Source organism: Streptomyces sp. AM25 (assembly GCF_058146165.1).
Genome location: NZ_JBKIWN010000005.1, coordinates 103,267 through 128,154, shown reverse-complemented (window position 1 = coordinate 128,154; position 24,888 = coordinate 103,267). Strand labels below are relative to the sequence as shown.

22 protein-coding genes are annotated in these 24,888 nt (G+C 67.0%); 9 read left to right on the top strand and 13 right to left on the bottom strand.

Going from position 1 to position 24,888, the window contains the following annotated elements:
- Nucleotides 1-9: 9 nt before the first annotated feature.
- Nucleotides 10-1,563 carry an alanine/glycine:cation symporter family protein gene (locus ACLHRZ_RS08090; protein WP_490417595.1) on the top strand — a complete coding sequence of 518 codons (1,554 nt, stop codon included), beginning with the start codon at nucleotides 10-12 and terminating at the stop codon, nucleotides 1,561-1,563.
- A 163-nt stretch (nucleotides 1,564-1,726) separates the two neighbouring features.
- Here the strand turns inward: ACLHRZ_RS08090 and ACLHRZ_RS08085 are convergent, their stop codons facing one another.
- From ACLHRZ_RS08085 to ACLHRZ_RS08075, 3 genes are all read right to left on the bottom strand, one after another.
- Nucleotides 1,727-4,003, bottom strand: coding sequence for a thiamine pyrophosphate-binding protein (locus ACLHRZ_RS08085; protein WP_490417594.1), 2,277 nt, complete (start codon nucleotides 4,001-4,003; stop codon nucleotides 1,727-1,729).
- Between the two features lie 125 nt (nucleotides 4,004-4,128).
- Nucleotides 4,129-5,136, bottom strand: coding sequence for a 1-aminocyclopropane-1-carboxylate deaminase (locus ACLHRZ_RS08080; RefSeq protein ID WP_490417593.1), 1,008 nt, complete (start codon nucleotides 5,134-5,136; stop codon nucleotides 4,129-4,131).
- A 249-nt stretch (nucleotides 5,137-5,385) separates the two neighbouring features.
- Nucleotides 5,386-5,880, bottom strand: coding sequence for an Lrp/AsnC family transcriptional regulator (locus ACLHRZ_RS08075; RefSeq protein WP_490417766.1), 495 nt, complete (start codon nucleotides 5,878-5,880; stop codon nucleotides 5,386-5,388).
- A gap of 330 nt (nucleotides 5,881-6,210) precedes the next feature.
- Here ACLHRZ_RS08075 and ACLHRZ_RS08070 point away from each other — a divergent pair, with 330 nt between their 5' ends.
- The 4 genes from ACLHRZ_RS08070 (at nucleotide 6,211) to ACLHRZ_RS08055 (ending at nucleotide 11,155) form a co-directional block, all read left to right on the top strand.
- Nucleotides 6,211-7,464, top strand: coding sequence for a 2-oxo acid dehydrogenase subunit E2 (locus ACLHRZ_RS08070; protein ID WP_490417592.1), 1,254 nt, complete (start codon nucleotides 6,211-6,213; stop codon nucleotides 7,462-7,464).
- Between the two features lie 70 nt (nucleotides 7,465-7,534).
- Nucleotides 7,535-9,055 (top strand): MmgE/PrpD family protein, encoded by a 1,521-nt coding sequence (locus ACLHRZ_RS08065; protein WP_490417591.1) that lies wholly within the window; start codon nucleotides 7,535-7,537, stop codon nucleotides 9,053-9,055.
- Nucleotides 9,055-9,960: a methylisocitrate lyase gene (prpB, locus tag ACLHRZ_RS08060; protein WP_490417590.1), complete on the top strand. Its 906-nt coding sequence runs from the start codon at nucleotides 9,055-9,057 to the stop codon at nucleotides 9,958-9,960. The genes ACLHRZ_RS08065 and prpB overlap by 1 nt, the downstream gene beginning before the upstream one ends.
- Nucleotides 9,961-9,988: 28 nt before the next feature.
- Nucleotides 9,989-11,155, top strand: coding sequence for a bifunctional 2-methylcitrate synthase/citrate synthase (locus ACLHRZ_RS08055; RefSeq protein ID WP_490417589.1), 1,167 nt, complete (start codon nucleotides 9,989-9,991; stop codon nucleotides 11,153-11,155).
- Nucleotides 11,156-11,482: 327 nt separating this feature from the next.
- Here the strand turns inward: ACLHRZ_RS08055 and ACLHRZ_RS08050 are convergent, their stop codons facing one another.
- The 5 genes from ACLHRZ_RS08050 to ACLHRZ_RS08030 all read right to left on the bottom strand — a co-directional run bounded on the left by ACLHRZ_RS08050 (nucleotide 11,483) and on the right by ACLHRZ_RS08030 (nucleotide 16,174).
- Complete coding sequence (locus tag ACLHRZ_RS08050) at nucleotides 11,483-12,163, bottom strand: GntR family transcriptional regulator (protein WP_490417588.1); 681 nt, start codon at nucleotides 12,161-12,163, stop codon at nucleotides 11,483-11,485.
- A gap of 407 nt (nucleotides 12,164-12,570) precedes the next feature.
- Complete coding sequence (locus ACLHRZ_RS08045; RefSeq protein ID WP_490417587.1) at nucleotides 12,571-13,809, bottom strand: ABC transporter permease; 1,239 nt, start codon at nucleotides 13,807-13,809, stop codon at nucleotides 12,571-12,573.
- Nucleotides 13,806-14,492 carry an ABC transporter ATP-binding protein gene (locus ACLHRZ_RS08040; RefSeq protein WP_490417586.1) on the bottom strand — a complete coding sequence of 229 codons (687 nt, stop codon included), beginning with the start codon at nucleotides 14,490-14,492 and terminating at the stop codon, nucleotides 13,806-13,808. Before ACLHRZ_RS08040 ends, ACLHRZ_RS08045 begins: the two co-directional genes overlap by 4 nt.
- On the bottom strand, nucleotides 14,489-15,550 hold the full coding sequence (locus ACLHRZ_RS08035; protein WP_490417585.1) for a peptidoglycan-binding protein: 1,062 nt from the start codon (nucleotides 15,548-15,550) through the stop codon (nucleotides 14,489-14,491). Before ACLHRZ_RS08035 ends, ACLHRZ_RS08040 begins: the two co-directional genes overlap by 4 nt.
- Nucleotides 15,551-16,174 carry a hypothetical protein gene (locus ACLHRZ_RS08030; protein ID WP_490417584.1) on the bottom strand — a complete coding sequence of 208 codons (624 nt, stop codon included), beginning with the start codon at nucleotides 16,172-16,174 and terminating at the stop codon, nucleotides 15,551-15,553.
- A 176-nt stretch (nucleotides 16,175-16,350) separates the two neighbouring features.
- On the opposite strand from ACLHRZ_RS08030, the gene ACLHRZ_RS08025 reads away from it, so the two are divergent.
- From ACLHRZ_RS08025 to ACLHRZ_RS08015, 3 genes are read left to right on the top strand one after another with little or no spacing between them, the layout of a single operon-like run.
- The gene (locus ACLHRZ_RS08025) at nucleotides 16,351-17,067 is read left to right on the top strand and encodes a response regulator (RefSeq protein ID WP_490417583.1); all 717 of its coding nucleotides are present in this window, start codon (nucleotides 16,351-16,353) and stop codon (nucleotides 17,065-17,067) included.
- A complete protein-coding gene (locus ACLHRZ_RS08020; protein ID WP_490417582.1) occupies nucleotides 17,064-18,506 on the top strand; it encodes an ATP-binding protein in 1,443 nt (480 codons plus the stop codon). The genes ACLHRZ_RS08025 and ACLHRZ_RS08020 overlap by 4 nt, the downstream gene beginning before the upstream one ends.
- Nucleotides 18,503-19,000: a hypothetical protein gene (locus ACLHRZ_RS08015; protein ID WP_490417581.1), complete on the top strand. Its 498-nt coding sequence runs from the start codon at nucleotides 18,503-18,505 to the stop codon at nucleotides 18,998-19,000. The genes ACLHRZ_RS08020 and ACLHRZ_RS08015 overlap by 4 nt, the downstream gene beginning before the upstream one ends.
- Before the next feature lie 118 nt (nucleotides 19,001-19,118).
- Here the strand turns inward: ACLHRZ_RS08015 and ACLHRZ_RS08010 are convergent, their stop codons facing one another.
- The 5 genes from ACLHRZ_RS08010 to ACLHRZ_RS07990 all read right to left on the bottom strand — a co-directional run bounded on the left by ACLHRZ_RS08010 (nucleotide 19,119) and on the right by ACLHRZ_RS07990 (nucleotide 23,797).
- Nucleotides 19,119-19,487 carry a helix-turn-helix domain-containing protein gene (locus ACLHRZ_RS08010; RefSeq protein ID WP_490417580.1) on the bottom strand — a complete coding sequence of 123 codons (369 nt, stop codon included), beginning with the start codon at nucleotides 19,485-19,487 and terminating at the stop codon, nucleotides 19,119-19,121.
- A gap of 111 nt (nucleotides 19,488-19,598) precedes the next feature.
- Nucleotides 19,599-20,870: a sugar ABC transporter permease gene (locus tag ACLHRZ_RS08005; protein ID WP_490417579.1), complete on the bottom strand. Its 1,272-nt coding sequence runs from the start codon at nucleotides 20,868-20,870 to the stop codon at nucleotides 19,599-19,601.
- Nucleotides 20,867-21,670 (bottom strand): ATP-binding cassette domain-containing protein, encoded by an 804-nt coding sequence (locus tag ACLHRZ_RS08000; RefSeq protein ID WP_490417578.1) that lies wholly within the window; start codon nucleotides 21,668-21,670, stop codon nucleotides 20,867-20,869. The genes ACLHRZ_RS08005 and ACLHRZ_RS08000 overlap by 4 nt, the downstream gene beginning before the upstream one ends.
- 29 nt (nucleotides 21,671-21,699) lie before the next feature.
- Nucleotides 21,700-22,806, bottom strand: a complete 1,107-nt coding sequence (locus tag ACLHRZ_RS07995; RefSeq protein WP_490417577.1) for a substrate-binding domain-containing protein — start codon at nucleotides 22,804-22,806, stop codon at nucleotides 21,700-21,702.
- 574 nt (nucleotides 22,807-23,380) lie between these two features.
- Nucleotides 23,381-23,797 carry an SsgA family sporulation/cell division regulator gene (locus ACLHRZ_RS07990; protein WP_490417576.1) on the bottom strand — a complete coding sequence of 139 codons (417 nt, stop codon included), beginning with the start codon at nucleotides 23,795-23,797 and terminating at the stop codon, nucleotides 23,381-23,383.
- Between the two features lie 172 nt (nucleotides 23,798-23,969).
- Between ACLHRZ_RS07990 and ACLHRZ_RS07985 the strand changes: the two genes are divergently transcribed.
- On the top strand, nucleotides 23,970-24,818 hold the full coding sequence (locus ACLHRZ_RS07985; RefSeq protein WP_490417575.1) for a peptidoglycan-binding domain-containing protein: 849 nt from the start codon (nucleotides 23,970-23,972) through the stop codon (nucleotides 24,816-24,818).
- Nucleotides 24,819-24,888 lie beyond the last annotated feature (70 nt).

The window sequence follows — 24,888 nt, the reverse complement described above, 5'->3', positions numbered from 1 at the left end:
GGGCCGCTGATGTCTGCTCTGGACTCACTCACCTCCGGTATCGAGAACGCCGTCAACGGCGTCTTCAACCCGGTCTCCGAGAAACTCTCGGAAATCGTCTTCGGTGAAGTCACCGTCTTCGGTGTCACGTTCCCGTGGATCGTCGCCTGGCTGGTCGTCGCGGGCGCCGTCTTCTCCTGCTGGTTCGGGTTCATCCAACTGCGCGGGATACGCCTCTCCCTCGACCTGGTGCGCGGGAAGTACTCCCGGGAAGACGATCCGGGTGAGGTGAGCCACTTCCAGGCCCTGACCGCGGCCGTCTCCGGCACGGTCGGACTCGGCAACATCGCCGGTGTCGCGGTCGCCGTGACCATCGGTGGCCCGGGGGCCACGTTCTGGATGATCCTGTGCGGTCTGCTCGGCATGGCCACGAAGTTCGTGGAGTGCACACTGGGCGTCAAGTACCGGGAGGTCCACGAGGACGGCACGGTCTCCGGCGGCCCGATGCACTATCTGCGCAAGGGACTTGCCGAGCGCGGCATGGCAGGTCTCGGCAAGGTGCTCGCCGTTCTGGCATCCGTCGCCCTGCTGTTCTTCGGACTGTTCGGCGGCAACCTCTTCCAGGCCAACCAGAGCTTCTCCCAGCTGAAGTCCGTCACCGGCGGTGACGGCGGCCTCCTGGGCACCTCGGGCGGAGCCCTGGTGTTCGGACTGCTGCTGGCCGGCGTGACCGGCCTCGTCCTCCTGGGCGGAATACGCTCGATCGCCAAGGTCACCGTCCGCCTCGTGCCCTTCATGGCGGGCATGTACATCCTGGCCTGCCTGATCGTCATCCTGGTCAACGTGACGGAGATTCCGTCCGCCGTCGGCACCATCATCCAGGGCGCGTTCGCTCCCGAAGGCGTGGCGGGCGGCGTCATCGGCGCACTGATCGTCGGCTTCAAGCGGGCCGCCTTCTCCAACGAGGCCGGCACGGGATCCGCCCCCATCGCCCACTCGGCGGTCAAGACGCGGCACCCCGTCACCGAAGGCCTGGTGGCGCTGCTCGAACCGTTCATCGACACGGTCGTGGTGTGCACCATGACGGCTCTGACGATCGTCATCGCCTCCACCCCGAGCTGGGACAAGGCCCGTGCGGCTGCGGCCGACGGCGAGGCACCCGGAGGCGTGGTCCTCACCTCGGACGCCTTCGCCACGGTCATGCCCTGGTTCCCGTACCTCCTGACCGTCGCCGTGCTCCTCTTCGCCTTCTCGACGATCATCACGTGGGGCTACTACGGTCTGAAGGCGTGGACGTACCTCTTCGGGCGCAGCCGGGCCAGCGAGATCACATACAAGGTGATCTACAGCGTGTTCGTGGCCCTGGGCTCGCTGCTCTCCCTGACCTCGCTGATCGACATGGCCGACGCGGTGCTCTTCCTGCTCGCGGTCGTCAACATCACGGGTCTCTACCTGCTCGCCCCGGTGGTCAAGAAGGAACTCCACTCCTTCCTCGCCCTGGTGCGCAGCGGCAAGGTGGGGCCGGGTGCCGACGACGACCCGGAGCCTCCGAAGCGAGCGGAGGCCCCCGTCGCGATCGAGTGACCGCCGGAACCCGGCAGCCGAAGACAGGCTGAACGGTCCTTCCCTGTACGGCAGATGACGGCCCACCGTGCGCAGCACGGTGGGCCGTCATCATGTCGGGCTTCGGTGCGACGTGGGTGGTGCAGCGGGCCGCACATGCCTGACAGGACATACGAGTCACCGTTCAGTCGACAAGGTCGAGTGCGGCGGCGACCACGCTTGAGGCGTCGATGCCGTGGTACTGGTAGACCTCGTTCAGCGCTCCTGACTGCCCGAAGCGGCTGACGCCGAGAGTGGTGACGGTGACGTTGTTGACGGTGGCGAGGAACGCCAGGGTGTGTGGGTGTCCGTCGAGCAGGGTGACCATCGGGGCCGCCCGGCCGGCGGGCAGGACCTGGTCGAGGATCCAGCCCGGTTCACTCTCCACCCCCCGGCGCCCTTGGAGAGCCCGGAAGAGCAGGTCGGGGCTGGTCACGCAGACCACGTCCGCGTCGACGCCCAGGTCGGCCAGTCGTTCGGCGGCAGCCAGTGCTTCCGGCACGAGGGCACCCATGACGGCGATGGTGACCGTCGGCCGTTCTGCCCGCCGCAGGATGTACGCTCCGGCAACTGCTTGACGCCGTCGGCGCTCGCGGGCGGCCGGGTCGGTGGGCACTGCGGCGAGCGACTGGTCGATCGGCCTGGTGGACAGCCGGAGGTATGCGGAACTTCCGTCCGGCTTTCCGAGCTTGCCGAGCGTGGCCAGCAGGCACCATTCGGTATCGATGGCGAAGGCGGGCTCGTAGGCGACACAGCCGGGCTGTTCGATGCCGAGGGAGGGTGTGGTGATGGACTGGTGGGCACCGCCTTCGGGAGCCAGGGTGACGCCCGAGGGGGTTCCTACCAGGACCGACTGGCCCCCTGAGTAGATGCCGAACGACCATGGCTCCAGCGCACGGTTGACGAACGGGTCGTACACCACGCCGATCGGCAGCAGCGGCTGGCCCCAGCGGGACCAGGTGGCGCCCAGTTCCCCGAGCATGCCGACCAGATTCGTTTCGGCAATGCCCAGTTCGATGTGCTGACCCTCTGGCTTCTCCTTCCAGTGCAGGATGGTCTCGGCGTCGTCGGCGAACCAGTCAGTGCGCTCGGTGTGCGACCACACACCGACCTTGTTCAGCCAGCCGCCGAGGTTTGTGGACGAGCTGACATCCGGGCTGACGGTGACGATCCGGGCAGTAGCTTCGGGCGCTTGCCGTGAGAGGTCCAACAGAACCCGGCCGAGCGCCTGTTGGGTGTTTCCGGTCCCGGCTGGTGCGGTGCGTCCCAGGTCCTTGGGCAACGGGGGCGGCGGCGTCGGTGCGGATTGCGATCGGCGCAGCCGTGAGGCGGCGGCCGCACACAGTGCGGCTTCCGCGCTGTCAGCCGGGAACGGGCGCCACGGGTCATCGGCATCCGTCCCCAGATGAGCGGCCAGTTCCCGCATCTGGTCGGCGGTGAGCAGGGCGGAGTGGTTCTGCGGGTGCCCCTCGGTGGGCAGTCCGTGGCCCTTTACCGTGTAGGCGAAGATCACGGTCGGGCGTGTGTCGTCGACCGCCTCGTATGCGGACAGCAGAGCTCCGATGTCATGGCCGCCGAGGTTGCGCAGCGCTGCCAGCAGTGTTGCGTCGTCCAGGCCGTTGATGAGCCGGGCCACTGGTTCGGCAGTCGGGCCTGCGCCGGGCAGCCGTTCACGCAGTTGTGCGGCGTCGCAGCGCAGGAGTCTCTGGTATTCGGGGTTGCCCATGCTGTCGAGGCGGTTGCGCAGCTCAGGGCCGCCGGGTCGGGTGAACAGTTCGTGCAGCAGGCGCCCGTACTTCAACGTCTGTACCTGCCAGCCCGCTGCTGCGAACATTCCCTGCAGCTTGTCAGCGGCTGTGCCGGGCACGACGCGATCCAGGGACTGGCGATTGAGGTCGACGATCCACACGATCTCGCCCAGATCCTGCACCATCGGGTCTTGGACGGCTTCCCAGATCGCGCCCTCGTCGAGTTCGGCGTCGCCCAGGAGGGAGAACTGACGCCCGGTACCGGCGTTGCCGAATCGGCCGTCGACATATCGGCGGGCGATGGCGCCCCACACCGTGGCAGTCGCCCCGATGCCCACCGATCCGGTGGAGTAGTCCACCGGATCGGGGTCTTTGGAACGGCTGGGGTAGGAATGCAGGCCGCCGAAGGCGCGCAGCGTCGTGAGGTAGGCCGGATCGAGTTCACCCAGCAGATGGTTGATCGCGTGCAGCACGGGTGAGGCGTGTGGTTTGACCGACACGCGGTCGCCGGCGCCGAGGCTGTGAAACCAGAGTGCGGTCATGATCGATGTCATCGACGCACTGGACGCCTGGTGACCGCCCACCTTGAGTCCGGACGGGTTCGGGCGTATGCGGTTTGCGTGATCGACGATCGCCATCGCGAGCCATCGGACCCGTCGCTCGAGTGACTCCATCACGTCGAGTCCAGGAAGGGCCGGCGGATCGGGTGTCGAGTGCACGGGAGGCGGGCTGATCCTGGTGATACCCGTCATGTCGGACCCCTTTGCAAGTGGCGGCATGGGCTGCGCCGCGTTTTGGATCAGTGGAACAGGCCGCTGTAGGCGTTGAGGGCGGGCTGGCCGCCGAGGTGGGCGAAGAGGACGTTGGAGTCCTTGGGTATGTCCTTGCTTCGGACCAGATCGATGAGCCCGGCCATGGACTTGCCCTCGTAGACAGGGTCGATGATCATGCCTTCGAGGCGCCCGCTGAGCCGGATGGCATCCATGGTGGACTGGACGGGGATGCCGTACAGGTCGCCGGCCCAGCCGTCCAGGACGGTGATTTCGTCGTCACGGAGGTCGCGGCCGAGGCCGATGAGCTCGGCGGTATTCCGGGCGATCTTCTCCACCTGGGCCCGGGTCTCGGAGATCTTGGCCGAGGCGTCGATGCCCAGTACCCGGCGGGGGCGGTCCTGGCCGGCAAAGCCGGCGATCATGCCGGCGTGGGTGCTGCCGGTGACGCTGCATACGACGATGGTGTCGAAGAAGATTCCCAGTTCCCGTTCCTGCTCCTCGACTTCGTAGGCCCAATTGGCGAAGCCGAGTCCGCCCAGCCGATGGTCGGAGGCGCCGGCGGGGATGGCGTACGGTGTCCCGCCTGCGGTGCGGATGTCATCGAGCGCCTGCTGCCAGCTCTCCTTGAAGCCGATACCGAATCCCGCCCGGACCGAGCGTACGTCGGCTCCCATGATGCGAGAGAGGAGGATGTTGCCGACCTTGTCGTTCACCGCGTCCGGCCAGTCCACCCAGCTCTCCTGGACCAGGACAGCCTTCAGGCCCGCCTTGGCGGCGGCCGCGGCCACCTGCCGGGTGTGATTGGACTGCACCCCGCCGATACTGACCAGGGTGTCCGCACCCTGCTTGAGCGCATCAGGAATCAGGTACTCGAGCTTCCGGGTCTTGTTGCCGCCGAAGGCCAGCCCGCTGTTGCAGTCCTCTCTCTTGGCCCAGATACGGGCGCCGCCAAGATGATCACTGAGCCGGTCCAGCGGGTGCACCGGGCTGGGGCCGAACGGCAGCGGATAGCGCGTGAAGTCGTCGAGAGACACGGATACCTCCAAGGATGGCCAGGAGTTAGGGGATTGCCCGAAGTGGGTGAGCGCGGCGTGAACCACCATGGCTCTGTGGGTCTTCGCGCCTTCCGGCAACGCTCGATGTGATCGTGTGGTGCGTCAGGGCCGCCCGCTTCTGCGGCACCGACCCTTCCGGGCCGCGAGAGATCGACCCACATGCAATATATTGCATGCTGCCATCCTGATCCTGTCAAGAGTCCAGCCCAAGACCCCTCCCCGGATCGGTCAGCGCGGCGTGCCCGGATTTCCTTCTATGCGGCGCAGCAGCGGGGTGAGGCGGTACTGCACCAGTTCGCGCATAGCCACTGCAGAGGTGGTTCGTTCGACGCCGGGAACGGTGAGGATGTGTCCGGCTACCCGGTAGAGGCCCTCTGCGTCGCAGGCGACCACGCGGACGAGGAGATCGCCCTCACCGCTGAGGCCGAAGACTTCGACCACTTCGCGAATGCCCTCCAGTGCCCGGGCCACCTCGGCCAGGCGGTGCTGGTCCACCCGTGCTGTGACGAATGCGGTCAGGGGGTGGCCCAGTGCCGCCGGAGTGATGCGTCGTTCGAACGAGCCGAGAATGCCGCTTTGTTCCAGCTTGGCCAGCCGTGCATGGACGGTGTTACGCGACAGCGCCAGGGCGGATGCCAAGGCCACGATCGTGGCTCGGGGATCGTCCGCGAGGGCGAGCAGAATCCGTGCATCCGTGGTGTCGACTGCCGGGCCATTGTTCACAGTGTTCAAGTGCCGACCTCCATGTTGATTCTCGTCTGCGCAGATTGCTCAATTTTTGTGATGCATATTGCGCAGCCCTGGCGTCTCCTGTCTACATTTCGGCAAGCAGAACGGCCGTACCTGCTGAGCAGAGAGGCGCCAGCCGCCGCGGCCTCTTGCCGGAGGCCGATCGCGAGGGCCTGAGTCCTGCCGGACCAGGCAGTGGTGCTGAACCAGTCCTTTCGGAGGCCGCTCTCCCCGCGGTCGGCTGACGGCTTCCGAGTGTGATTTCCGGAAATTCCGGCCCCCGCGGCGTCTTCTCGTTGAAATGCATCATTAGGAGTGGCAACGATGACGATTTCTGTAACTTTGGCCGCGCTTGGTGAAAACGTAACCCAGGCCACCGTCACTCGCTGGCTGAAGAGTGAGGGCGAGCGTGTCGAGGCCGGTGAGCCGTTGCTCGAAGTCTCCACCGACAAGGTCGATGCCGAAATCGTTGCTCCCGAGGGCGGTGTGCTCGCCGTCATCAAGGTCGCTGAGAACGAGTCGGTGGGCATCGGCGTCGAACTGGCCGTCATCGACGAGGCCGGCGGTGCACTCGCTGCCTCCCGCATGCCGACTTCCAACGCAGGCGGCGCTGCTGCGCCGTTGGTACCGATCCCTGTCGAAACCGTCGGCTGCGCTGTACCTGCACCATCCGTTGGTGACGTGCCGGCTGCGCCCGCCACCTCCGACGCACCTTCGCTTCGCGGACAGACCGTCACGTTGACGCACATCCGCAAGGTGATCGCCGACAACATGGTCAAGGCGTTGCAGAAGTCAGCACAGTTGACCACTGTGGTCGAGGCGGACGTCACCGGCATCATGAACCTGCGAGCCAAGGCCATGGAGATACTTCGGGCTCAAGAGGGCATCAAGCTCTCCCCGATGCCATTCTTCATCAAGGCCGCTGCCGAAGCGCTCAAGGCTCACCCGGTGGTGAATGCCAGCCTCGACGAGGCGGAGGGCACCATCACCTACCACGACGTCGAACACGTCGGCATCGCGGTGGACACCGAGCGCGGCATGATGGTCCCTGTCCTCCATGACGTCGGCGAGCTGGACATCGTCAGCATCGCCAAAGGCGTCGACCACCTGGCCGCACGTGCTCGTAACCGCAACATCACCCTCGACGATCTGCCCGGCGCCACCTTCACCGTCACCAATACCGGTTCCCGAGGTGCCCTGTTCGACACCCCGATCGTCACCCTGCCTCAGGCGGCCATCCTGGGTGTCGGAGCGATCGTACGCCGCCCCGTCATCGCGCAGAGCGCCGAACTCGCCCCCACGATTGCCTTCCGTGACATGGTCCACCTGACTCTCTCCTATGACCACCGCATCGTTGACGGAGCGGACGCCGCCCGCTTCCTCAACACCGTCAAGTCCCGTCTGGAAGAGGTGGCCTGGTACAGCCGCCTCGACGGGATGCCGGTCACTCCCGCAGATCCGGTGCCCCCTCGACCGTCGGCTCCTTTTCGCAACCAGGTCGTCGGCGGACGGATCGGCCATGCGGCTGCACCGCATGTCCCTGCGGACTCGGCCTTCCTGGCTGATGACGAACAGTGATCAGCATCAGCCGTAACGCAGCAGTTCTCAACACCGCACACTGCCCAGGCCACTACCAAGGAGCATCCGTATGCTCGACCACCAGGTACACGTTCACCCGAGCGCAGAACGGCTGCCTCGCCAGCATCAACTTGCATGGAAGCTCGCCTCAGTTGCCACCGACCGTGAAAGCAATCACGTCATCGCCCCGGCTGCGGCCTCGATGGCCGTCAACCGGGTCATCGACAATGCTTCGGTTGCCACGGCCTCCCTTCGCCGCCGCCCGGTAGCGGTGGCCCGCTGCCAGGCGCTCGCTCACCCAATCGATCGCGGGGCTTCGGTCTTCGGTGCTCCCGAGGGTCTGCGCGTCTCGCCCGAGTGGGCCGCATGGGCGAACGGGACTGCTGTGCGTGAGCTGGACTTCCACGACACGTTCCTGGCCGCCGACTATTCGCATCCCGGCGACAACATTCCGCCGTTGCTGGCCGTGGCACAACGCACTGGACGCTGTGGCGCCGATCTGCTGCGCGGCATCATCACCGCCTACGAAATCCACGTCGCCCTGGTCAAAGGCATCTGCCTGCACAAGCACCGGATCGATCACGTCACCCACCTGAGTGCCGCGACCGCCTGCGGCCTCGGAGCCATGCTGGAACTGGACACCATGACCGTCTATCAGGCGGTCCAGCAGGCCGTGCATACCACCACCGCCACCCGGCAGTCCCGTAAGGGCGAGATCTCCAGTTGGAAGGCGTTTGCGCCCGCCTTCGCCGGAAAGTGCGCCATCGAGGCAGTAGACAGGGCCCTGCGCGGCGAAAGATCCCCTTCACCGATCTACGAGGGCGAGGACGGGGTCATCGCCTGGATGCTTGGCGGCCCCGATGCCGCCTACACCGTCTCCCTCCCGGAACCGGGTGAACCCCGTCGCGGCATCCTCGACACCTACACCAAAGAGCACTCCGCCGAATACCAGGCACAGGCGATCATCGACCTGGCACGCCGGATGCGCAACAGGATCGGACCACTGCACGAGATCCGCAGCATCGTGCTGCATACCAGCCACCACACTCACCACGTGATCGGCTCGGGCTCGGGTGACCCGCAGAAGTACGATCCCACCGCCAGTCGGGAGACCCTCGACCACTCGGTACCGTACATCTTTGCCGTTGCCCTGGAAGACGGCCACTGGCACCACGAACGCTCCTACCGTCCTGAACGCGCCCAGCAACCCACCACCGTGGAACTGTGGCGGAAGATCACCACTGTCGAGGACCCCGAGTGGACCCGCCGCTACCACGACCCCGACCCGTCACGTCGGGCCTTCGGCGGGCGCGCGGTGATCACCCTCGCCGACGGTAGGACCGTCGAGGACGAACTGGCCGTCGCAGACGCCCATCCTGCCGGCGCCCGGCCCTTCGACCACAGCGGCTACAGCGCCAAGTTCCGCACCCTGACGGACGACCTGGTCACCGGAGCAGCTCAGGACATATTCCTCGACGCGGCCGGACGGCTTGCCAAGCTGGACGCCGCCGAACTCGATCTGCTGTTCCCTGCCGTCGACACCGACGCAATCACGGCTAATGACTCCCTGCTCCCCAAGGGGCTGTTCTGATGCTCCACACCCGCACCACTGCTGAACAGCGCCGCTGCTCCTTCCGCGACCAGCTCGAATCCGGCCGCCTCCTGCGCATGCCGGGCGCGGTAAACCCCCTCTCAGCCCGCCTCGTTCAAGACGCCGGATTCGAGGCCGTTTACCTCTCCGGGGCCGTCCTCTCCGCCGACCTGGGCCTGCCCGACATCGGACTCACTTCCTCGACCGAAATCGCTGCCCGCGCCCAGCAGATCACCCGGGTCACCGATCTGCCTGCGCTCATCGACGCCGACACCGGTTTCGGTGAACCGCTGAACACTGCCCGCACCGTCCAGCTGATGGAAGATGCGGGCCTGACCGGACTCCACCTGGAAGACCAGGTCAACCCCAAACGCTGCGGCCACCTCGACGGGAAGACCATTGTGCCGCGCCAGGAAATGATCCTGCGCCTTCGAGCCGCCGTCGAGGCCCGCCGTGACCGCGACTTCCTGATAGTGGCCCGCACCGACGCCCGCGCAGTCGAAGGCATGGATGCCGCCATCGACCGCGCCAAGGCATATGTGGACGCGGGCGCCGACGCGATCTTCCCCGAAGCCCTCCAGAGCGAAGCCGAGTTCGAAGCGTTCCGCAACGCGATCGACGTACCTCTGCTCGCCAACATGACCGAATTCGGCAAGAGTCAACTCCTCGACACCCGCACATTGGAAGACCTCGGCTACAACATCGCTCTCTACCCGGTCACCCTTCTTCGTCTGGCGATGGGGGCTATCGAGGACGGATTGCACACCCTCGCCACCGAAGGCAGTCAGCGGTCGCTGCTCCCTCGCATGCAAACCCGCTCGCGACTCTACGAGTTGCTCGACTACCAGGAGTATTCGGCCTTCGACTCGGCCGTCTTCGACTTCACCCTCCCGCCCGGCCCGTGAAACCCGGCTTCACAGAAAGTGTGCGAAAATGACCGCCGCCACCAAGACCGCTGATATCCGCCGAGGGCTCACCGGTGTCGTCGTGGACACCACTGCCATCTCCACCGTCACGCAGGACACCAACTCCCTGACCTACCGCGGTTATCCCGTGCAGGATCTCGCCGCTCACTGCACGTTCGAAGAAGTCGCTTACCTCCTCTGGCACGGTGAACTGCCGAACGCCGGGCAATTGCAGGAGTTCCAGGCCTGCGAACGCGCCCTGCGCAGGCTGGACCGCACCACCGCCGAACTACTGACCCGGCTGCCCGAAACCTGCCACCCGATGGACGTGCTGCGCACCGCAGTGAGCTTCTTCGGAGCCGAAGACCCGATCGAAGAAGGCGACGACGCAACGAACCGTGCAAAGTCGCTGGCCCTGTTGGCCCGACTTCCGGTGGTGATCGCCGCCGACCACCGGAGGCGTCAGGGCCTGCCCCCGATCCAGCCCGACCTTACGCTGGGCCTGGCCGAGAACTTCTTCCACATGTGCTTCGGCACCGTGCCGGTACCCGAAGTCCTCCGGTGCTTCGAGATCTCACTGATCCTCTATGCCGAACACAGCTTCAACGCTTCCACTTTCACCGCCCGGGTCGTCACCTCCACACTCTCGGACTTATACAGCGCGATCACCGCGGCCATCGGGGCGCTCAAAGGACCGCTGCATGGTGGAGCCAACGAAGCCGTGATGCACATGCTCAACGAGATTGGCGACTCCGACCGCGTCGAGAGCTGGCTCGACGAGGCTCTCGCTGACAAGCGCAAGATCATGGGTTTTGGGCACCGGGTCTACAAGCACGGCGACTCCCGCGTCCCGATCATGCAGGAAGCCACCGATCATCTGGTGGCCTGCTCGAACAGCCCCACAGCGAGTCGGCTTGCCGACCTCCATTCCACCCTTCGGCAGGCCATGATCACCCACAAGGGAATCCACCCCAACCTCGACTACCCGGCCGGCCTCGCCTACCACCTCATGGGCTTCGACATTCCCACCTTCACACCCATCTTCGTCATGAGCCGGATTACCGGGTGGAGCGCGCACATCACCGAACAACTCGAACACAACGCGCTCATCCGCCCGCTGGGCGCATACACCGGACCGCAGCAGCGCAATGTCCCGGGTCGCTCCAGATCTGACGGGATACTCGGTTTGCAGTGAGGTGCCCGGCTGGATGCACTCGCGCGATGTGTGGCATGCCACGGTTCGGGCGGTGGGATGCCAGTGCTGATACTTTCGCGTTGGAAGCCACGTGGGAGAGGAGGTCGAGCAGCTGAAGGCCGCGCTCACCGCGCATGCCGTCGCGTTCCACCCGGACCAGGGAAGAGAGTGATGGACCTGAAGCCGGTAGCGGTCCCGCCCCGCGACGGCGCCATCTCAAGGTCGGCGTGCTGGAGTTGGTCGACCACACCACCGCCTCCGAGTGGTCGCTGCGGCAGGTCGCCGGCGTTCTCGGCCTCGATCACGTACGCATATCGCCATGTGTGCCTACACTGCAGGACCGTCGTCCGGCGCTAGGTTGTCGATCAGCGGCACCAGGGACTGCCAGTTTTCTCGGACTGCGGCCGCCGCGCCTTCCGCGTCACCGAGCTCACAGAGCTCGATGATCCGTCGATGCTGTGTGACGGAATCACGCCCGGATGCCGACGAGAACCGCAGCCGAGCCATGCGGCGCACCATCGGAGTGAACTGCTCCAGAACGTTCTGGATGGCCTTGTTGGCGCAAGCTGCAACGGCCACATGGTGGAATTCGTCATCGGCGGCCAGGGCTGTCGCAACATCCTTGTTGCGCAGAGCCGCGGCGAATCGGGTGTTTGCTGTGCGCATGGCATCGAGCTCGGCTGCGGACAGGTTCGGAGCCGCTTCCCGCATGGCCAGCTCGTGCATGGCGGCTGTGACCGATTGGGCGTTGTGCGTCGCCCGCACGTCCAGGGGGCTGACCATGGTGTGACGGCCCGGCTTCGTTTGCACCAGCCCTGCATGCTCCAGGCGGGTGAGGGCCTCCCGGATGGGTGTGCGGCTGACACCCAGCCAAGTGATCAGGTCAGCGTCATTGAGACGCTCGCCCGGGGCGAGTGTGCCATCGACAATGGCATCCCGAAGTGCGATGTAGGCCTTCTCGCGCAGAAGAGACCTGGCGACGAGTCCACGATCGGAGGGCACTGGCATGCAACATATTGTACGCAGGACTGCTGGGCTTTGAAGTCCAGGCGGCCCACCGTTCCGGCTTCGTCGCGGGTGTATCCGAGCAGACCGGCCAGGCCTCCGGGACACGAAGTGGTCAGCAGCCGCCGAAGGGCCGACGTGCTGGGCGTTTGCCGGACGGCGAGCGGTCCGGCGGTGCGGCAGCTGAGACGGGCCAGGGCGTCATGCGGAGCATGACGGGCCCACTGGCCCACTGCGGCAGGCCGGGACCGCATGGGGCGCGACCAGAAGCACCGATACCAGAGAGTGACGACGCCCACGCCGAACACGTGGCTATGGAAGACCTCCGGCACATCGAAGCTCCGGCTGTTCAGGTCGACTTGAAAGGTCACCCCGGCAACCGGAGTCTCGTTGTGTTCGACGCGCGCTGCCTACACCGCCGCCAGCGCCCGAGTGGGTTCCAGCCGCGCGGCCCGCGTCGCCGGATAGAGCCCGGCCAGCACGCCGATGAACAGCGTCGCCCCGAAACCGCCCACCAACGCCCACGGCGGCACCACCGGTGTCCACCCCTGGGCGGACGCGAAGGCGACGGTCGCCAGCGCACCGAGCACGGCCCCGCCGACTCCGCCCAGCGCGGACAACAGCAGCGATTCGCACAGGAATTGCGAGCGGATGGAACCGCGGGTGGCTCCCAGGGCCCGCCGCAGTCCGATCTCCGGCCGCCGCTCGAGAACCGACACCACCATGGTGTTGGCCACACCGACACCGCCTACGAGCAGTGCCACCGCGCCCAGCCCCAGCATCAGCGTCTGCAGCCCCTTGTCCGTGGCGGCCTTCGCCGCCAGCGCGTCCGACGGCCGGCTGACCTGCACCGTGCCCGGCTGGCCAGGGTTGACCGTGCGTGCCATGACCTGCTGCACGAGCGGAACCGCAGAGTCCTGCGACCGCGAATACACGGTCGTCGGATGCCCGTCGAAGCCGAGATACCGCTCAGCGGCGGCGAATCCGGTGAACGCGAAACGATCCAGGAGCGGTACCAGCTCGACCGGTGCCAAAATCCCTGTGACCACGAACCACTGGTCGTTGACGAGGATCTTCGCGCCCGGCTCGTGCACGCCCAGCCGCTGTGCGGCGACCGCCCCCAGGGCCACCGACGGCAGCCGCTCGCTCGCCGAGTCGAGCCACTTCCCCTTGGCCACCCGCCCGCTGACAGCCTCCAGCAGCCCGGGGCGGGCCGCCTGCACACCCACCCCCGGCCCGTACTCGACCGGCACCGCGTCGCTGCGCCGCACCTCGGCCTTCTCCACCTTGGCCGTGTCGGTCGCGGTCTCCACGGGCCTGATGCGCTCCACCATCGCGGAGACGTTCTTCGGCAGCTTCGGCGGCGGCTTGCCCTCGGGCGCGTTGGCATCGGCGGTGAGCAGGTTCGTACCGAGCCGGTCCAACTGCGCGAGCACATCGGCCCGGCTGGAGCTGGAGATGCCGACCACGGCGACCATGGTCGCGATGCCGATCGCGATACCGAGCGCGGAGAGCACAACCCGGCTGCGCCGCGCCCGCAGCCCCTCGGCCCCGACACGCAGGATGTCGGCGGGCCGCAGCCGGGCGGGCTTCGGCGGTGGCACGGCCTCCGGCTCCGGCACCGTCGGGAGCGGTTGCGTATCGCTCACAGCAGCACCGCCGTCTCGTCGGCGACGATCTCGCCGTCCCGCACCCGCACCCGCCGGGGCAACGCCGCCGCGATCTCGTTGTCGTGCGTGATGACGACCACCGTCGTCCCGCCCTGGTGCAGTTCGTGCAGCAGCCGCGTCACGACCTCGCCGGACTTCGTGTCCAAAGCTCCGGTCGGCTCGTCCGCGAGAAGCAGCCCGGGGCGCCCCACCATCGCCCGCGCGATCGCGACGCGCTGTTTCTCACCACCGGACAACTGGTGCGACAGGTGGTCGACGCGGTGCCCGAGTCCCACTTGCTCCAGCACCTCGTACGCTCGTGCCCGCCGTGTGCGCAGCGCCACGCCCGCATACAGCAGACCGTCGGCGACGTTGTCCACCGCGGTGCGGCCGGAGGCGAGGTGGAAGTGCTGGAACACGAAGCCGATGTGGGCGGCGCGCAGTGCCGACACCCCCGCGTCCGACAGCTGTGTGACACCGTGTCCCGCAACACGCACGACGCCTGTCGTCGGGCGGTCGAGGGTGCCGATCAGATTGAGCATCGTGGACTTGCCCGAGCCCGACGGTCCGACGATGGCCAGCAGTTCGCCCGCCTCGACTCTCAGGTCCACCTCCTGCAGGGCGTGGACGTCACCGGGGTACATCCGGCCGGCACCGATGAGTTCGATCATCGGGGTGGTCATCGTCCGGCCACCCCGACCTTCATTCCTTCCTGCAATCCTGTGCCCTTGACCTCGATCCGGCCGTCGGCGGTCACGCCGGTCTCGACCTTGACCGTGCGGGCAATCCTGCCGCCTTCGACGATCTCAAGACCGTAGCCGCCCTCGCGCAGTGCGACGATCGCGTCGACGGGGACGGAGAGCGCGTTGTCGCTCCGCTCGGTGATGATGGTGACAGTGGCCTGGTCGGGCTCACGATCCTTGTCGGTGATCTTCGGTCTGCCGTTCAGGGCGATCTCGGCCTTCGCCTCACCACCGTCGGCGTCGTCGTCACCGCGGGGAGAGACCAGCCGCTTCACCTTGCCTTTGGCCTTTGTGCCGCTGGGCAGTTGCACCTCGATCCTGGTGCCGGGCCGCACCAGCTTCTTGTCCTCGGCGGACACCGACATCTCCACCACCGGCACGTCCGAGCTCAGCGTCAGGACCGTCTTTCCCGGCTGCACCTGCTCGGCCTTCTCTGCATCGGCGGCCGCGATCCGCCCCGGACCATCGAGGAAGACGACGTCGCCCCGGGCCACCTTGCCGTCGGGCCGGTGATGCCCGAGGAACTTCTGCCAACGCTTGACGGCGTCCTCGGTCTCCTTGTCGAACTTCGGACCGAGGACGGTGGGCGGGCCGAACCCGAGGCTCTGCAGATTCCGCCGCAACTGCAGTACGTCGGGGCCGACGTCACCGGCCTTCAGGTCCCGGAACATCGGAGTCTCGCCGTACAGCAGGATCACGGGGCGGGCGTCCAAGTCGTACAACCGGTTGCCGCGGCCGACATTCTTCCCGGTCTCCGCCGCCCGCGTCACCGTGCCCTCGACGCTCGCCTTGACAGCGACACGGTCGGCATAAGTGACGGTCCCCGACAGGTTCTTGCTCTGCACGAGGTCGGTGCGGGTGATCCTGTCGGTGGCGGCCGGCACGCGCGCATCCTGGGTGGTGGCCGGGCGCTCCGCCCCGTCGAGCAGGGTGTACGTGCCGCCCCCCAGCGCGAGCACGGTGACGCCGACCGCGGCATAGATCGTCTGGCGCTTCACTCAGATCCACTCCCGGAATTCCTCGGGCACCTGCTTGTTGCAGGTGGTCTCGGCGCGCTCATAAACGTCGCGCGGGATTTGAGGGTTGGCGGGGTTCGGTTCGCCGCCCCGTGAGGGAATGCCGTCCTGCATCTGCGGGTTCTTGAACTTCGTGGCACCGTTGCTACGCATGCACTGGGCGAACTTCAGCATCGCCTCGTAGAGCTTCTGATTGTCGGGCTTCGGCTCGACCTCGTAGGCCGCCTTGAGCTGGTCGCTGCAGGTTTCCCGAGCATTGCGGACTTTGCCCAGCTCGGCGTCGCTGAGGTTGGGGTCCTTGGGCAGGCTCTGCATGTCCACCCGCTTCTTCGCATCGATTTCGGGCAGGCCCTTGACCCCCTCCTTGCGCAGACACTGATGGACCTTGACCAGCGCGTCGTGGTAAGCGGACTTCCCGCCCTGCGAGCCGCTGCCCTCACTCTTCTTGTCCTCTCCGGCCGTGGACGGAGTGGCTGTGGCTCCGTCGTCCGCCGACGCCACACCGTCCCCAGATCCGCTGCTGCCGCCACAGGCGGTGAGCAGGGCGAAGAGCGGGACGGTGACGACAAGTGCCCAGTGCGTCCTGGTGCGGGTTCGTGTGTTCATGCGAGCCACTTTCACCGAGGCGTTGTATGACCTGTGCATGGCTGTGTGATGGGCAGGTAACAAATATTCGCGGCTGCTGGATAATTCGCGTGATGAACGTGCAGCAGAGTCAGCGACGGCATATCTGAGCGATCTCAGCGGTCTGCCGGCGAATCAACCGCGGCATAATTGGCGACATGTCCCATGTGCTGCTGATCGAGGATGACGACTCCGTACGCGACGGCATGGCCCTCGTGTTGCGCCGCCACGGCCACCGCGTGGACGCATCCGCCACCGGAGAGGCGGGGCTGAAACTGCTGCAGCGGCCCGACAACGGCGTGGAGATCGTCGTCCTCGATCTGATGCTGCCTGGCATCGACGGTTTCGAGGTGTGCCGCCGCATCCGCGCCGTCGGCACCCTGCCGATCATCATGCTCACTGCCCGGGGCGACGACATCGACGTGGTCAGCGGCCTGGAGGCGGGTGCGGACGACTACGTGGTCAAGCCCGCAACGGCCCGGGTGCTGGAGGCCCGTATCCGCGCCGCTCTGCGCCGGGCGCCACAGCCCGGCAGCGACGCCGCCCTGCACTTGGGACCACAGAGCGCCCGGGAGGTGGAGGTGCACGACGAGCTGCGAATCGACCGGGACGCCCTCTCCGTCGCTGCCGGCGGCAAGCCGGTCGCCCTGCCGCCGACCGAGTTGCGACTGCTGCTGGAATTGTCCTCCACCCCCGGGCGCGTGCACACGCGCGAGCAACTGCTCCGCTCCGTCTGGGACCACGAATACCTCGGCGACTCCCGGGTGGTCGACGCTGCCGTCGGCCGGCTGCGCGCGAAGATCGAGCCGGTCCCGGTACGGCCTCGCTACATCCAGACCGTGCGCGGCTTCGGCTACCGCTTCGGGCCCATATGAGACGACTGCTCACCGCCCTCGGAGGCCTGCGCGGCCGGCTGGTGCTGGCCTTCACCCTGGTCGCCCTGATCAGCGCGGTCACGGCAACAGCGCTCGCCTACCGCGAAGCCCGCAACGCTCTCCTGGACCGCGCCCAGACCCGCACCGCCACCGAATTCCGCGAGCGCGTCGGCCAAGAGGCCGCCGAGCTCACCGCACCGCCGAACGAGAAGACGCTGCGGCGCCTTGCCGAGGCACTCGCGCAGCGGATGGAGGCCGACATCCAGGTCCGCTACGGCGACCTGTCCGCCGCCTCGAGCCAGGCCGCCGCCGACGCCCCGATCACCACCGACCTTCGCCAGTACATCGCCGACCGGGGACGGCTCGCCTTCCAACGGGTCGAGCGCGCCGGTGAGCCCTGGCTGGCCGTCGGCACCCCTGTCACCCTCAGCCGGACCGGTGACCGCTCCGTCCTGGAGGTGTACGCACTGGTCTCGCTCGTCCCCGAAGAGCGCGGCGGCGAGGCCATGCTGACCGCGGTACGCAGCGGCACCTTGCCCGTACTCGCCCTGGCCACCGTCCTCGCACTGCTCGCCGCCGCGACGGTGCTGCGCCCGGTCCGCAGCCTGGACCGGGCCACCGCGGAGCTGGCCGCCGGAAAACTCGACACACGCGTGCCCGCAAAGGGACGCGGAGAACTCGCCCGCCTGGCCCGCACCTTCAACTCCACCGCGGCGGCGCTGGAATCCTCCGTCGAGGAGTTGCGCGAACAGGACGAGAGAGCACGCCGCTTCGTGGCCGACGTATCGCATGAACTGCGCACTCCGCTGGCTGCGATGACGATGGTGGCCACGGTCCTCGACGAGGACGCCGACCAACTGCCACCCGACACTGCGGCGGCCGCCCGCACGGTGAGCGCCGAGACGGCCAAGCTCTCCAGGCTCGTTGACGACCTGATCGAGATCTCCCGCTTCGACGCGCACGCGGCACGGCTCAACGTCTCCGACACGGACATCGCCGACACGGTACGTGCCGCTCTCGCCGCACGCGGGTGGACCGGGCAAGTTGCAGCGGAGCTGCCCGAGGGCATCTGGGCACGGGTGGACCGGCGTCGCCTGGACGTCATCGTCGCCAACCTGGTCGGAAACGCACTGCGTCACGGCGCCCCGCCCGTCACCGTGGCGCTCACCGAGACCCGCGACGAGGTGCTGCTCACCGTCGCGGACTGCGGCCCCGGCCTGTCGCCCGAGGCCTGCTCGCGTGTCTTCGACCGCTTCTACAAAGCCGATGCCGCCCGTACCCGCTCCGAGGGCAGTGGACTCGGCATGGCCATCGCGCTGGAGAACGCGCGCCTGCACGGCGGCTCGATCGACGCCGACGAACGGCCGGGAGGCGGTGCGCTCTTCACGCTCCGCCTCCCGCATACTCTCCGGAACGAGGCGGAACCATGCGGAGCATGAGGGGCTGGTTCGCGACAGGCACCGCCCTGTGTCTGGCTGTCCTCACCGGCTGCGGCATCCAACCCAGCCGCGTCATCGACGCGGGCGCACCGGCCCCCGGCCCGTCCAACGGCATGCGGGTCTACTTCCTCCAGGGCGACAGGCTCGTCGGCGTCGAACGCCCCACCGACCAGATCACTGACCTGGACTCCGCGCTGGTGATGCTTTTCGCCGAACCGTCCGACGAGGAGCGACGACAGGGGATGCGCACCGAGGTGCACGTCTCCGGACCGGCATCCGAATGGAAGCCGGACGTGACGGCAGACGGCCCCGACATCCGCCTCGCGCTGCCCAGGGTCAAGATGCTCACCCGTGGCCTCGACCAGGTCACCTGCACCCTCGCTCGCGCCCAGCACGTGCTGCACCCCGAGATCCGCCCGGAACAAGTATCGGTCACCTTGCTCGACAAAACCGGTACACCTACGGGGCCGTATCGCTGCAGCACGGTGGGATGAGGCCCGGCATTCCGCGTGAGGCTCGACCTCGGGAGTGAGCCTGCGACACCGGCCCCAAGAGGACGCGCGATCGTCGTCCTCGGGGCCGGTGATTTCGTGACAAACCCTTCGGAAGAACTCAGCCGGAGCTCGGCTCGTCCGGACGGCGTGTCAGCGGTGTGGTCCAGAGCGGCGGACGAACCCCCGGCTGCCGGGGGATCAGCGAGGGGCCGGCGCTCGCCTCGTCGGCCGGCGCGGGTTTGGGCTTCTTCGGCCCACGCCAGGCGACCTTTTCCGGCTCGGGTATCAACAGATCGCCCACCTCGCAATCGAGGACGGCACAAATGACGTCAAGGTCTTTGAGCTTGATGGAGAGAGGCTGACCGGACCACAGCCCGGACATCTTCGCGGTCGAGACGACCAAGCCGTGTTCCGCCAGCTTCCGTTGCAGTTCGGCCGCCTTCCAGATGCCCTTCTTGGCAGCGGTCAGCCGCAGGTTCCAAATCATGAGCGGGAGTCCTTCCCAATCGCTGTTGTGGCACGTTGTCGGCCGTGCAGCCGGGCCGTGCCCCTGCCGTGTCCCCCCGCCGTGCTTTCCGTCGGCCCTCGGCATGGTCGGCTATGTCCGTCCTGCAGACTTCTGGGTCTTGCGGGAGACGGAGTCGATGACGACGGCGGCCAGTAGCACCGCGCCGGTGATCATGTACTGGACGGCGGAGGCGATGCCGAGGAGGGCCATGCCGGAGGCGATGGACTGGATGACGAGGACGCCGAGGAGCGCCGACCAGGTGCGGCCGCGGCCGCCGAAGAGGCTGGTGCCGCCGATGACGGCCGCGGCGATGGCGTTCATCAGCAGGCTGCCCGCGCCGGAGGACTGGTTGGCGGCGTTGATCTGCGAGGCCAGGAACATCCCGCCCAGCGCTGCCATCGTGCCGGACAGCGCGAACACCGAGATCCGCACGGCCGCGACGTTGATGCCCGCACGCCGCGCGGCCTCCACACTCCCGCCCAGGGCGTAGACGGTGCGCCCGTAACGGGTGCGCCGCAGCACGAAGTCGAGGGCGACGACCACCCCGAGGAAGATCACCACGGCCAGGGGCAGGCCCTTGTACTGGTTGAACAGCCAGGCGAGCACATAGGCCGGCACTGCGAAGGCGGCAGTCCGCAGGGCGATTTCGCTCAGCGGCCGGCTCGGCATGCCGGCCGCGTTCCGGCGCCTGCTGTCGCGGTACGAGAACAGGAAGAACGCCGCCACGCACAGGGTCGCCAGGCCGTAGGCCGCGGAGACGTTGCTGAAGTAGTGGTTGGTGAAGGAGGCGACGATGCCCGAGTCGTCGAGGTTGATGGTGCCGTTGGAGCCGAGCACTTGGAGCATCAGGCCGTTCCAGCCGAGGAGTCCGGCCAGGGTGACGACGAAGGCGGGCACGCCGATCCGCGCGAAGAAGAAGCCGTGCAGGGCACCGATCAGTGCTCCCGAGCCGATGGCCAGGACGAGCGCGAGCCATTCGGGCATGCCGTGGTTGATGTTGAGGACGGCGAAGACGGCGGCTGCGAGTCCGCTGACGGAGCCGACGGAGAGGTCGATTTCGCCGAGGATGAGGACGAAGACGATGCCGACCGCGATCAGTCCGGTGCCCGCGGCGGTGACGAAGAGGTTGGAGAGGTTCTCCGGGCCGAGGAAGGCGGAGTCCTTCAGCTGGAAGACCAGGCCGATGACGATCAGCCCGACCACCACGGGCAGCGAACCCAGTTCACCGCTGCGCAGCTTGCGCCCGAAGTCGCTCCAGTAGCCGGCGAAGCCCTCCTGGCGGACCAGCAGGCGCGGGTCGCGGCCAGGTGGGGTGTTGTCCGGAGGCTTGGGTGGGGTGATCTGGGAGAGGTTCATGCTCATTGCTGTGCCTTTGCAGTCTGGCCGTCATCTCCGCCGTCCTTCCGCGCCCGGCGGCGGGTGACGGCGTTGTCGGTGGCGCCGGTGATGGCCGAGATGATGTCTTCCTGGCTGGTGGTGCGGACGTCGAAGGTGCCGTTGTTGCGGCCCAGGCGCAGGACCGCGACGCGGTCGGCGACGGCTTTGACGTCGGCCATGTTGTGGCTGATGAGGATGACGGCGAGGCCGCGTTCGCGCAGCCGCTCCACCAGGTCCAGGACCTGGGCGGTCTGCTCGACGCCGAGGGCGGCGGTGGGCTCGTCGAGAATGACGACCTTGGGCTCGCCGAGGAGGGAACGGGCGATGGCGACGGTCTGGCGCTGCCCGCCGGAGAGCGAAGCGACGGGGATGCGGACGCTGGGGATGCGGATGGAGAGGGTGGCCAGCAGCTCACGGGCGCGGCGTTCCATCTCGACCTCGTCCAGCACCCCGGCGCGCACGGTCTCCCGGCCGAGGAAGAGGTTGCCGACGACATCGAGGTTGTCGCACAGTGCGAGGTCCTGGTAGACGGTCGCGATGCCCAGCTCCTGGGCGGTGTGGGGGCGGTCCACGGCAACCGGCCGGCCCTCCCACTCGATCACCCCCTCGTCCGCCGGGCCCACCCCGGCAATCGCCTTGACCAAAGTGGACTTTCCGGCGCCGTTGTCACCGACCAGGGCGACCACTTCACCGGCACGGATCTCCAGGTCGACCTCGGTCAGTGCCTGGACGGCCCCGAACCGCTTGGAGACACCACGCAACGCCAGCACGGGCACAGCGGACATGAGACATCAACTCCCTTTTGCTGCGCGGGCTACTTGAGGCCGGCCTTGGTGCAGTCGGCCTTGTACTTGGGCGTGCAGATGTCATCCAGGGTGAAGAAGCCTTCCTTGCCCACGTACTGCTTGATGTCGTCCTTGGTCAGGGCGAGCGGCGTGACGATGATGGCGGGGATCTCCTTCTCGGAACCGCTGTCGACGGTCGAGGTGGCGACGGAGTCCAGCTTCTCGCCGCGGGCGAGGGCGACGGCCAGCTCGGCGGCCGCGTCGGCCTCGGGCTGGTAGGGCTTGTAGATGCTCATGAACTGCTCGCCCTTCAGGATCCGCTGGACGGCGGAGAGTTCGGCATCCTGGCCGGTGACCGGAGGGAGTTTGTCGAAGCCGGCACTCTTGAGCGCGGTGATGATGCCGCCCGCCATACCGTCGTTCGCGGAATACACCCCGACGATGTTGTCCTTGCCGAGCGAGGAGATCGCGCCCTTCATGTTCTCGTTGGCGTTCTCCGGCTTCCACTCCTTGGTGTCGTACTCCTTGCCGATCTTCACCTTGCCGTCCAGGACGGAATGCGCACCGTCCTTGTACATCTTCGCGTTGGGGTCGGTGACGGAGCCGTTCATCATCACGATCTGGCCCTTGGAGGCGTTGTCGCCCAGCGCCTTGAGCAGCGACTCGGCCTGGATCTTGCCGACGCGCTCGTTGTCGACGGAGGTGTAGGCCTTCACCGGCCCCTCGGCCAGGCGGTCGTAGGCGATGACCGGGATGCCCTTGTCGGCGGCCTTCTTCACCGAGCTCGCTATCGACTTCGCATCCACCGCGTCCAGGATCAGCGCATCGACCTTCTTCGTGATCATCGTGTCGACCTGCTGCTGCTGAACCGACGCGTCCTGCTTGGCGTTGTCGTAGAGAATCGTGGTGTCCGCGCCCGCCAGCTCCTTGATCTTCTTCTCGATCAGTGGCTTGTCGAAGCGCTCGTAACGGGCGGTCTGGTTCTCCGGCAGCAGCAGCCCGATCGTCAGGGGGCCCTTCTTGTCCTTGTCCTTTGCTTCGCCGCCCGAGTCCTTCGCGCTACCGCAGGCTGCAAGGCCGACGGCCATGGAAACGGCTGTTGCTGCCACTGTCAGACGTCGCAGATTCTTGTTCATGGACTGATGCCTTCCTGACATGGCCGAATGTTTCGGCCTGGGTGGCAGGAATTCAACCCCGGAGGTCAAGAGAGCGTCAAGAAGTAAATTCTTGACGACACGGCAACAGGGTAGTTCGTTAGGTCCGTGAAGTAATGATCGAGCGAAGCGGGGTCGCGACTTCCTCGTGATCCGAGGGAAAATCTCGGACATGCCGATGAAATCGGAAGGCGAGGTTGGTTCCTGCCAAGGATTCAAGAGGCTGATCCTGCGGGCCCGGTGATCTGTCGAATGGCTCACATGGCGCCCCGTGCGGTAATTTCCTGAAGCAACGGGGAATCCGCATAGCTGAATCCGGAGAGGGTGTGCACAGCCACGTATGGGCCAGCTTTGCAGTATCGGGAATTTTCGGGCGCGCGGGGCAGCGCGAAAGGATATTCCTGACGCCAGAAGTCGACTGTGCCGACAGAGTCGCGGACGCGGACGCACGCAGGTCCACGGCGGGGGGCGTCGGCCCAGCACGGCGCCGGCAGCGGGCAAAAGAACCTTCATGATCTGTGGTGATTCCGCTGAGGGCGGGGGGGGGGAGAGGGCCTCACGGGTTGGTGAGGAGCTCGGCCAGGTCACTGTCGAAGTCCATTGCTTCAGAGCCGGGCGGGACCATTCCGTACGTGTGGCCCAAGAACCCGATGAGGGCGTGGGTCTGTACGACGGGGGCCAGGAAGCCGCCCCCTTGCAGAGGGTCTCCGGCCAGCATCAGGCGTGTCTCGTTGGGGCCCGCCCCGGGGCAGACCCGAGCGGCGTGCTGTCCCGTCTCCCGCGAGATTCCGAGGGCGAGGAGCTCGCGGCCGAGAACGGACCGGCAATATGCCCGGCTGTTCCTCAGCACTTCCACACCGATTTCATAAGGCGCCGCCCTCACGTACCGGAGGCGTAGATCCACGGGAAACCTGTGCCCCGTGTCCGTGGCCAGATAGGCCCGTATGTGCGCCTCGACAGCCGTGCTATTCATGGGCCATTCAGTCTCGCATCGGAAACCATGGAGGGCAGGCTACCGGCCGAAGTGATCGTTCTCGCAATCACCAAGGTTGATCCGGCCATGGCGGCGGTTGATTCAGCGGTCACTGTTCGACCTCGGATTCCAGCCCCATCGGCTATCGGTAACCACCACCTTGGGGGGCAAAATGGTGCCGTACCGGCGTGAGCCTTTGTCAAGGAATTTCGTCCTTTCGGCTCGGAGCCGGCCTGTCCGCGCTGCCTTGGCGGACCGAAAGGGGAGCGTCCGACCGATGAACGACCACGAGCGGCAGCCGCCGCCCGAACACGGCGAGACGGACTCGGAGACGACCCGGCCGCAGCGTCTCATCGTGCCGGAGCCTCCTTCCCACCGAAGGCGCGGCCTGCTGGCGCCCAGGCTTCCGGTGCTCGCTGCGTTGGGAGTCGTGGCCGTCCCCTGCATCGTCGTCGGTGCTGTCAACGGGCTTGACCGATCGTCGACTTCCGGACTCTCCGCCCAGAGCAGTCAGCGCCCCGAGCTGCCCGATGCGCAGGAGAGCGGGGCCGCGACCGGCGGTCCGGGTTCGCCGTCGCGGGGAAAGCCCGCCCGGGAGCACGCGGTGCCGTCCCCAACGCGGAGCGGTGACCGAGCGGGCAAGTCCGCGCGGGCCGAGGAGAACAGGCCCGGCCCGGCCCGGACATCACCTTCCGGCCGGCCGTCCTCCGGTTCGCCCTCTGCTGCGAACAGTCCCCAGGGGAAGGGGAGTTCCGCACCCACGCGTGAGTCTCCGTCGTCGCCGGGTGCTGCGGACGTTCTGAAGCGCGGCGACCACGGCCCCGAAGTGACGACCATGCAGCGCATGCTCCATCATCTCGGCTTCTACCACGGTCATCGCTACGGACATTTCGACAGCGCAACCGAGGAATCGGTCCGCAGGTTCCAGACGTGGTCGACGGTCGCGGACGAGGTCGTCGAGGACGAGCGGGGAACGTACGGCCCGGCCACCCGTGATGCGCTCGTGCGCCAGGCGTCCTGATGGCGCGCTCGCGGCTGTTACCCGATGCCGGCCCGGACCTCCGAGAAGCCGTACATCGTCCGCCTTCCGT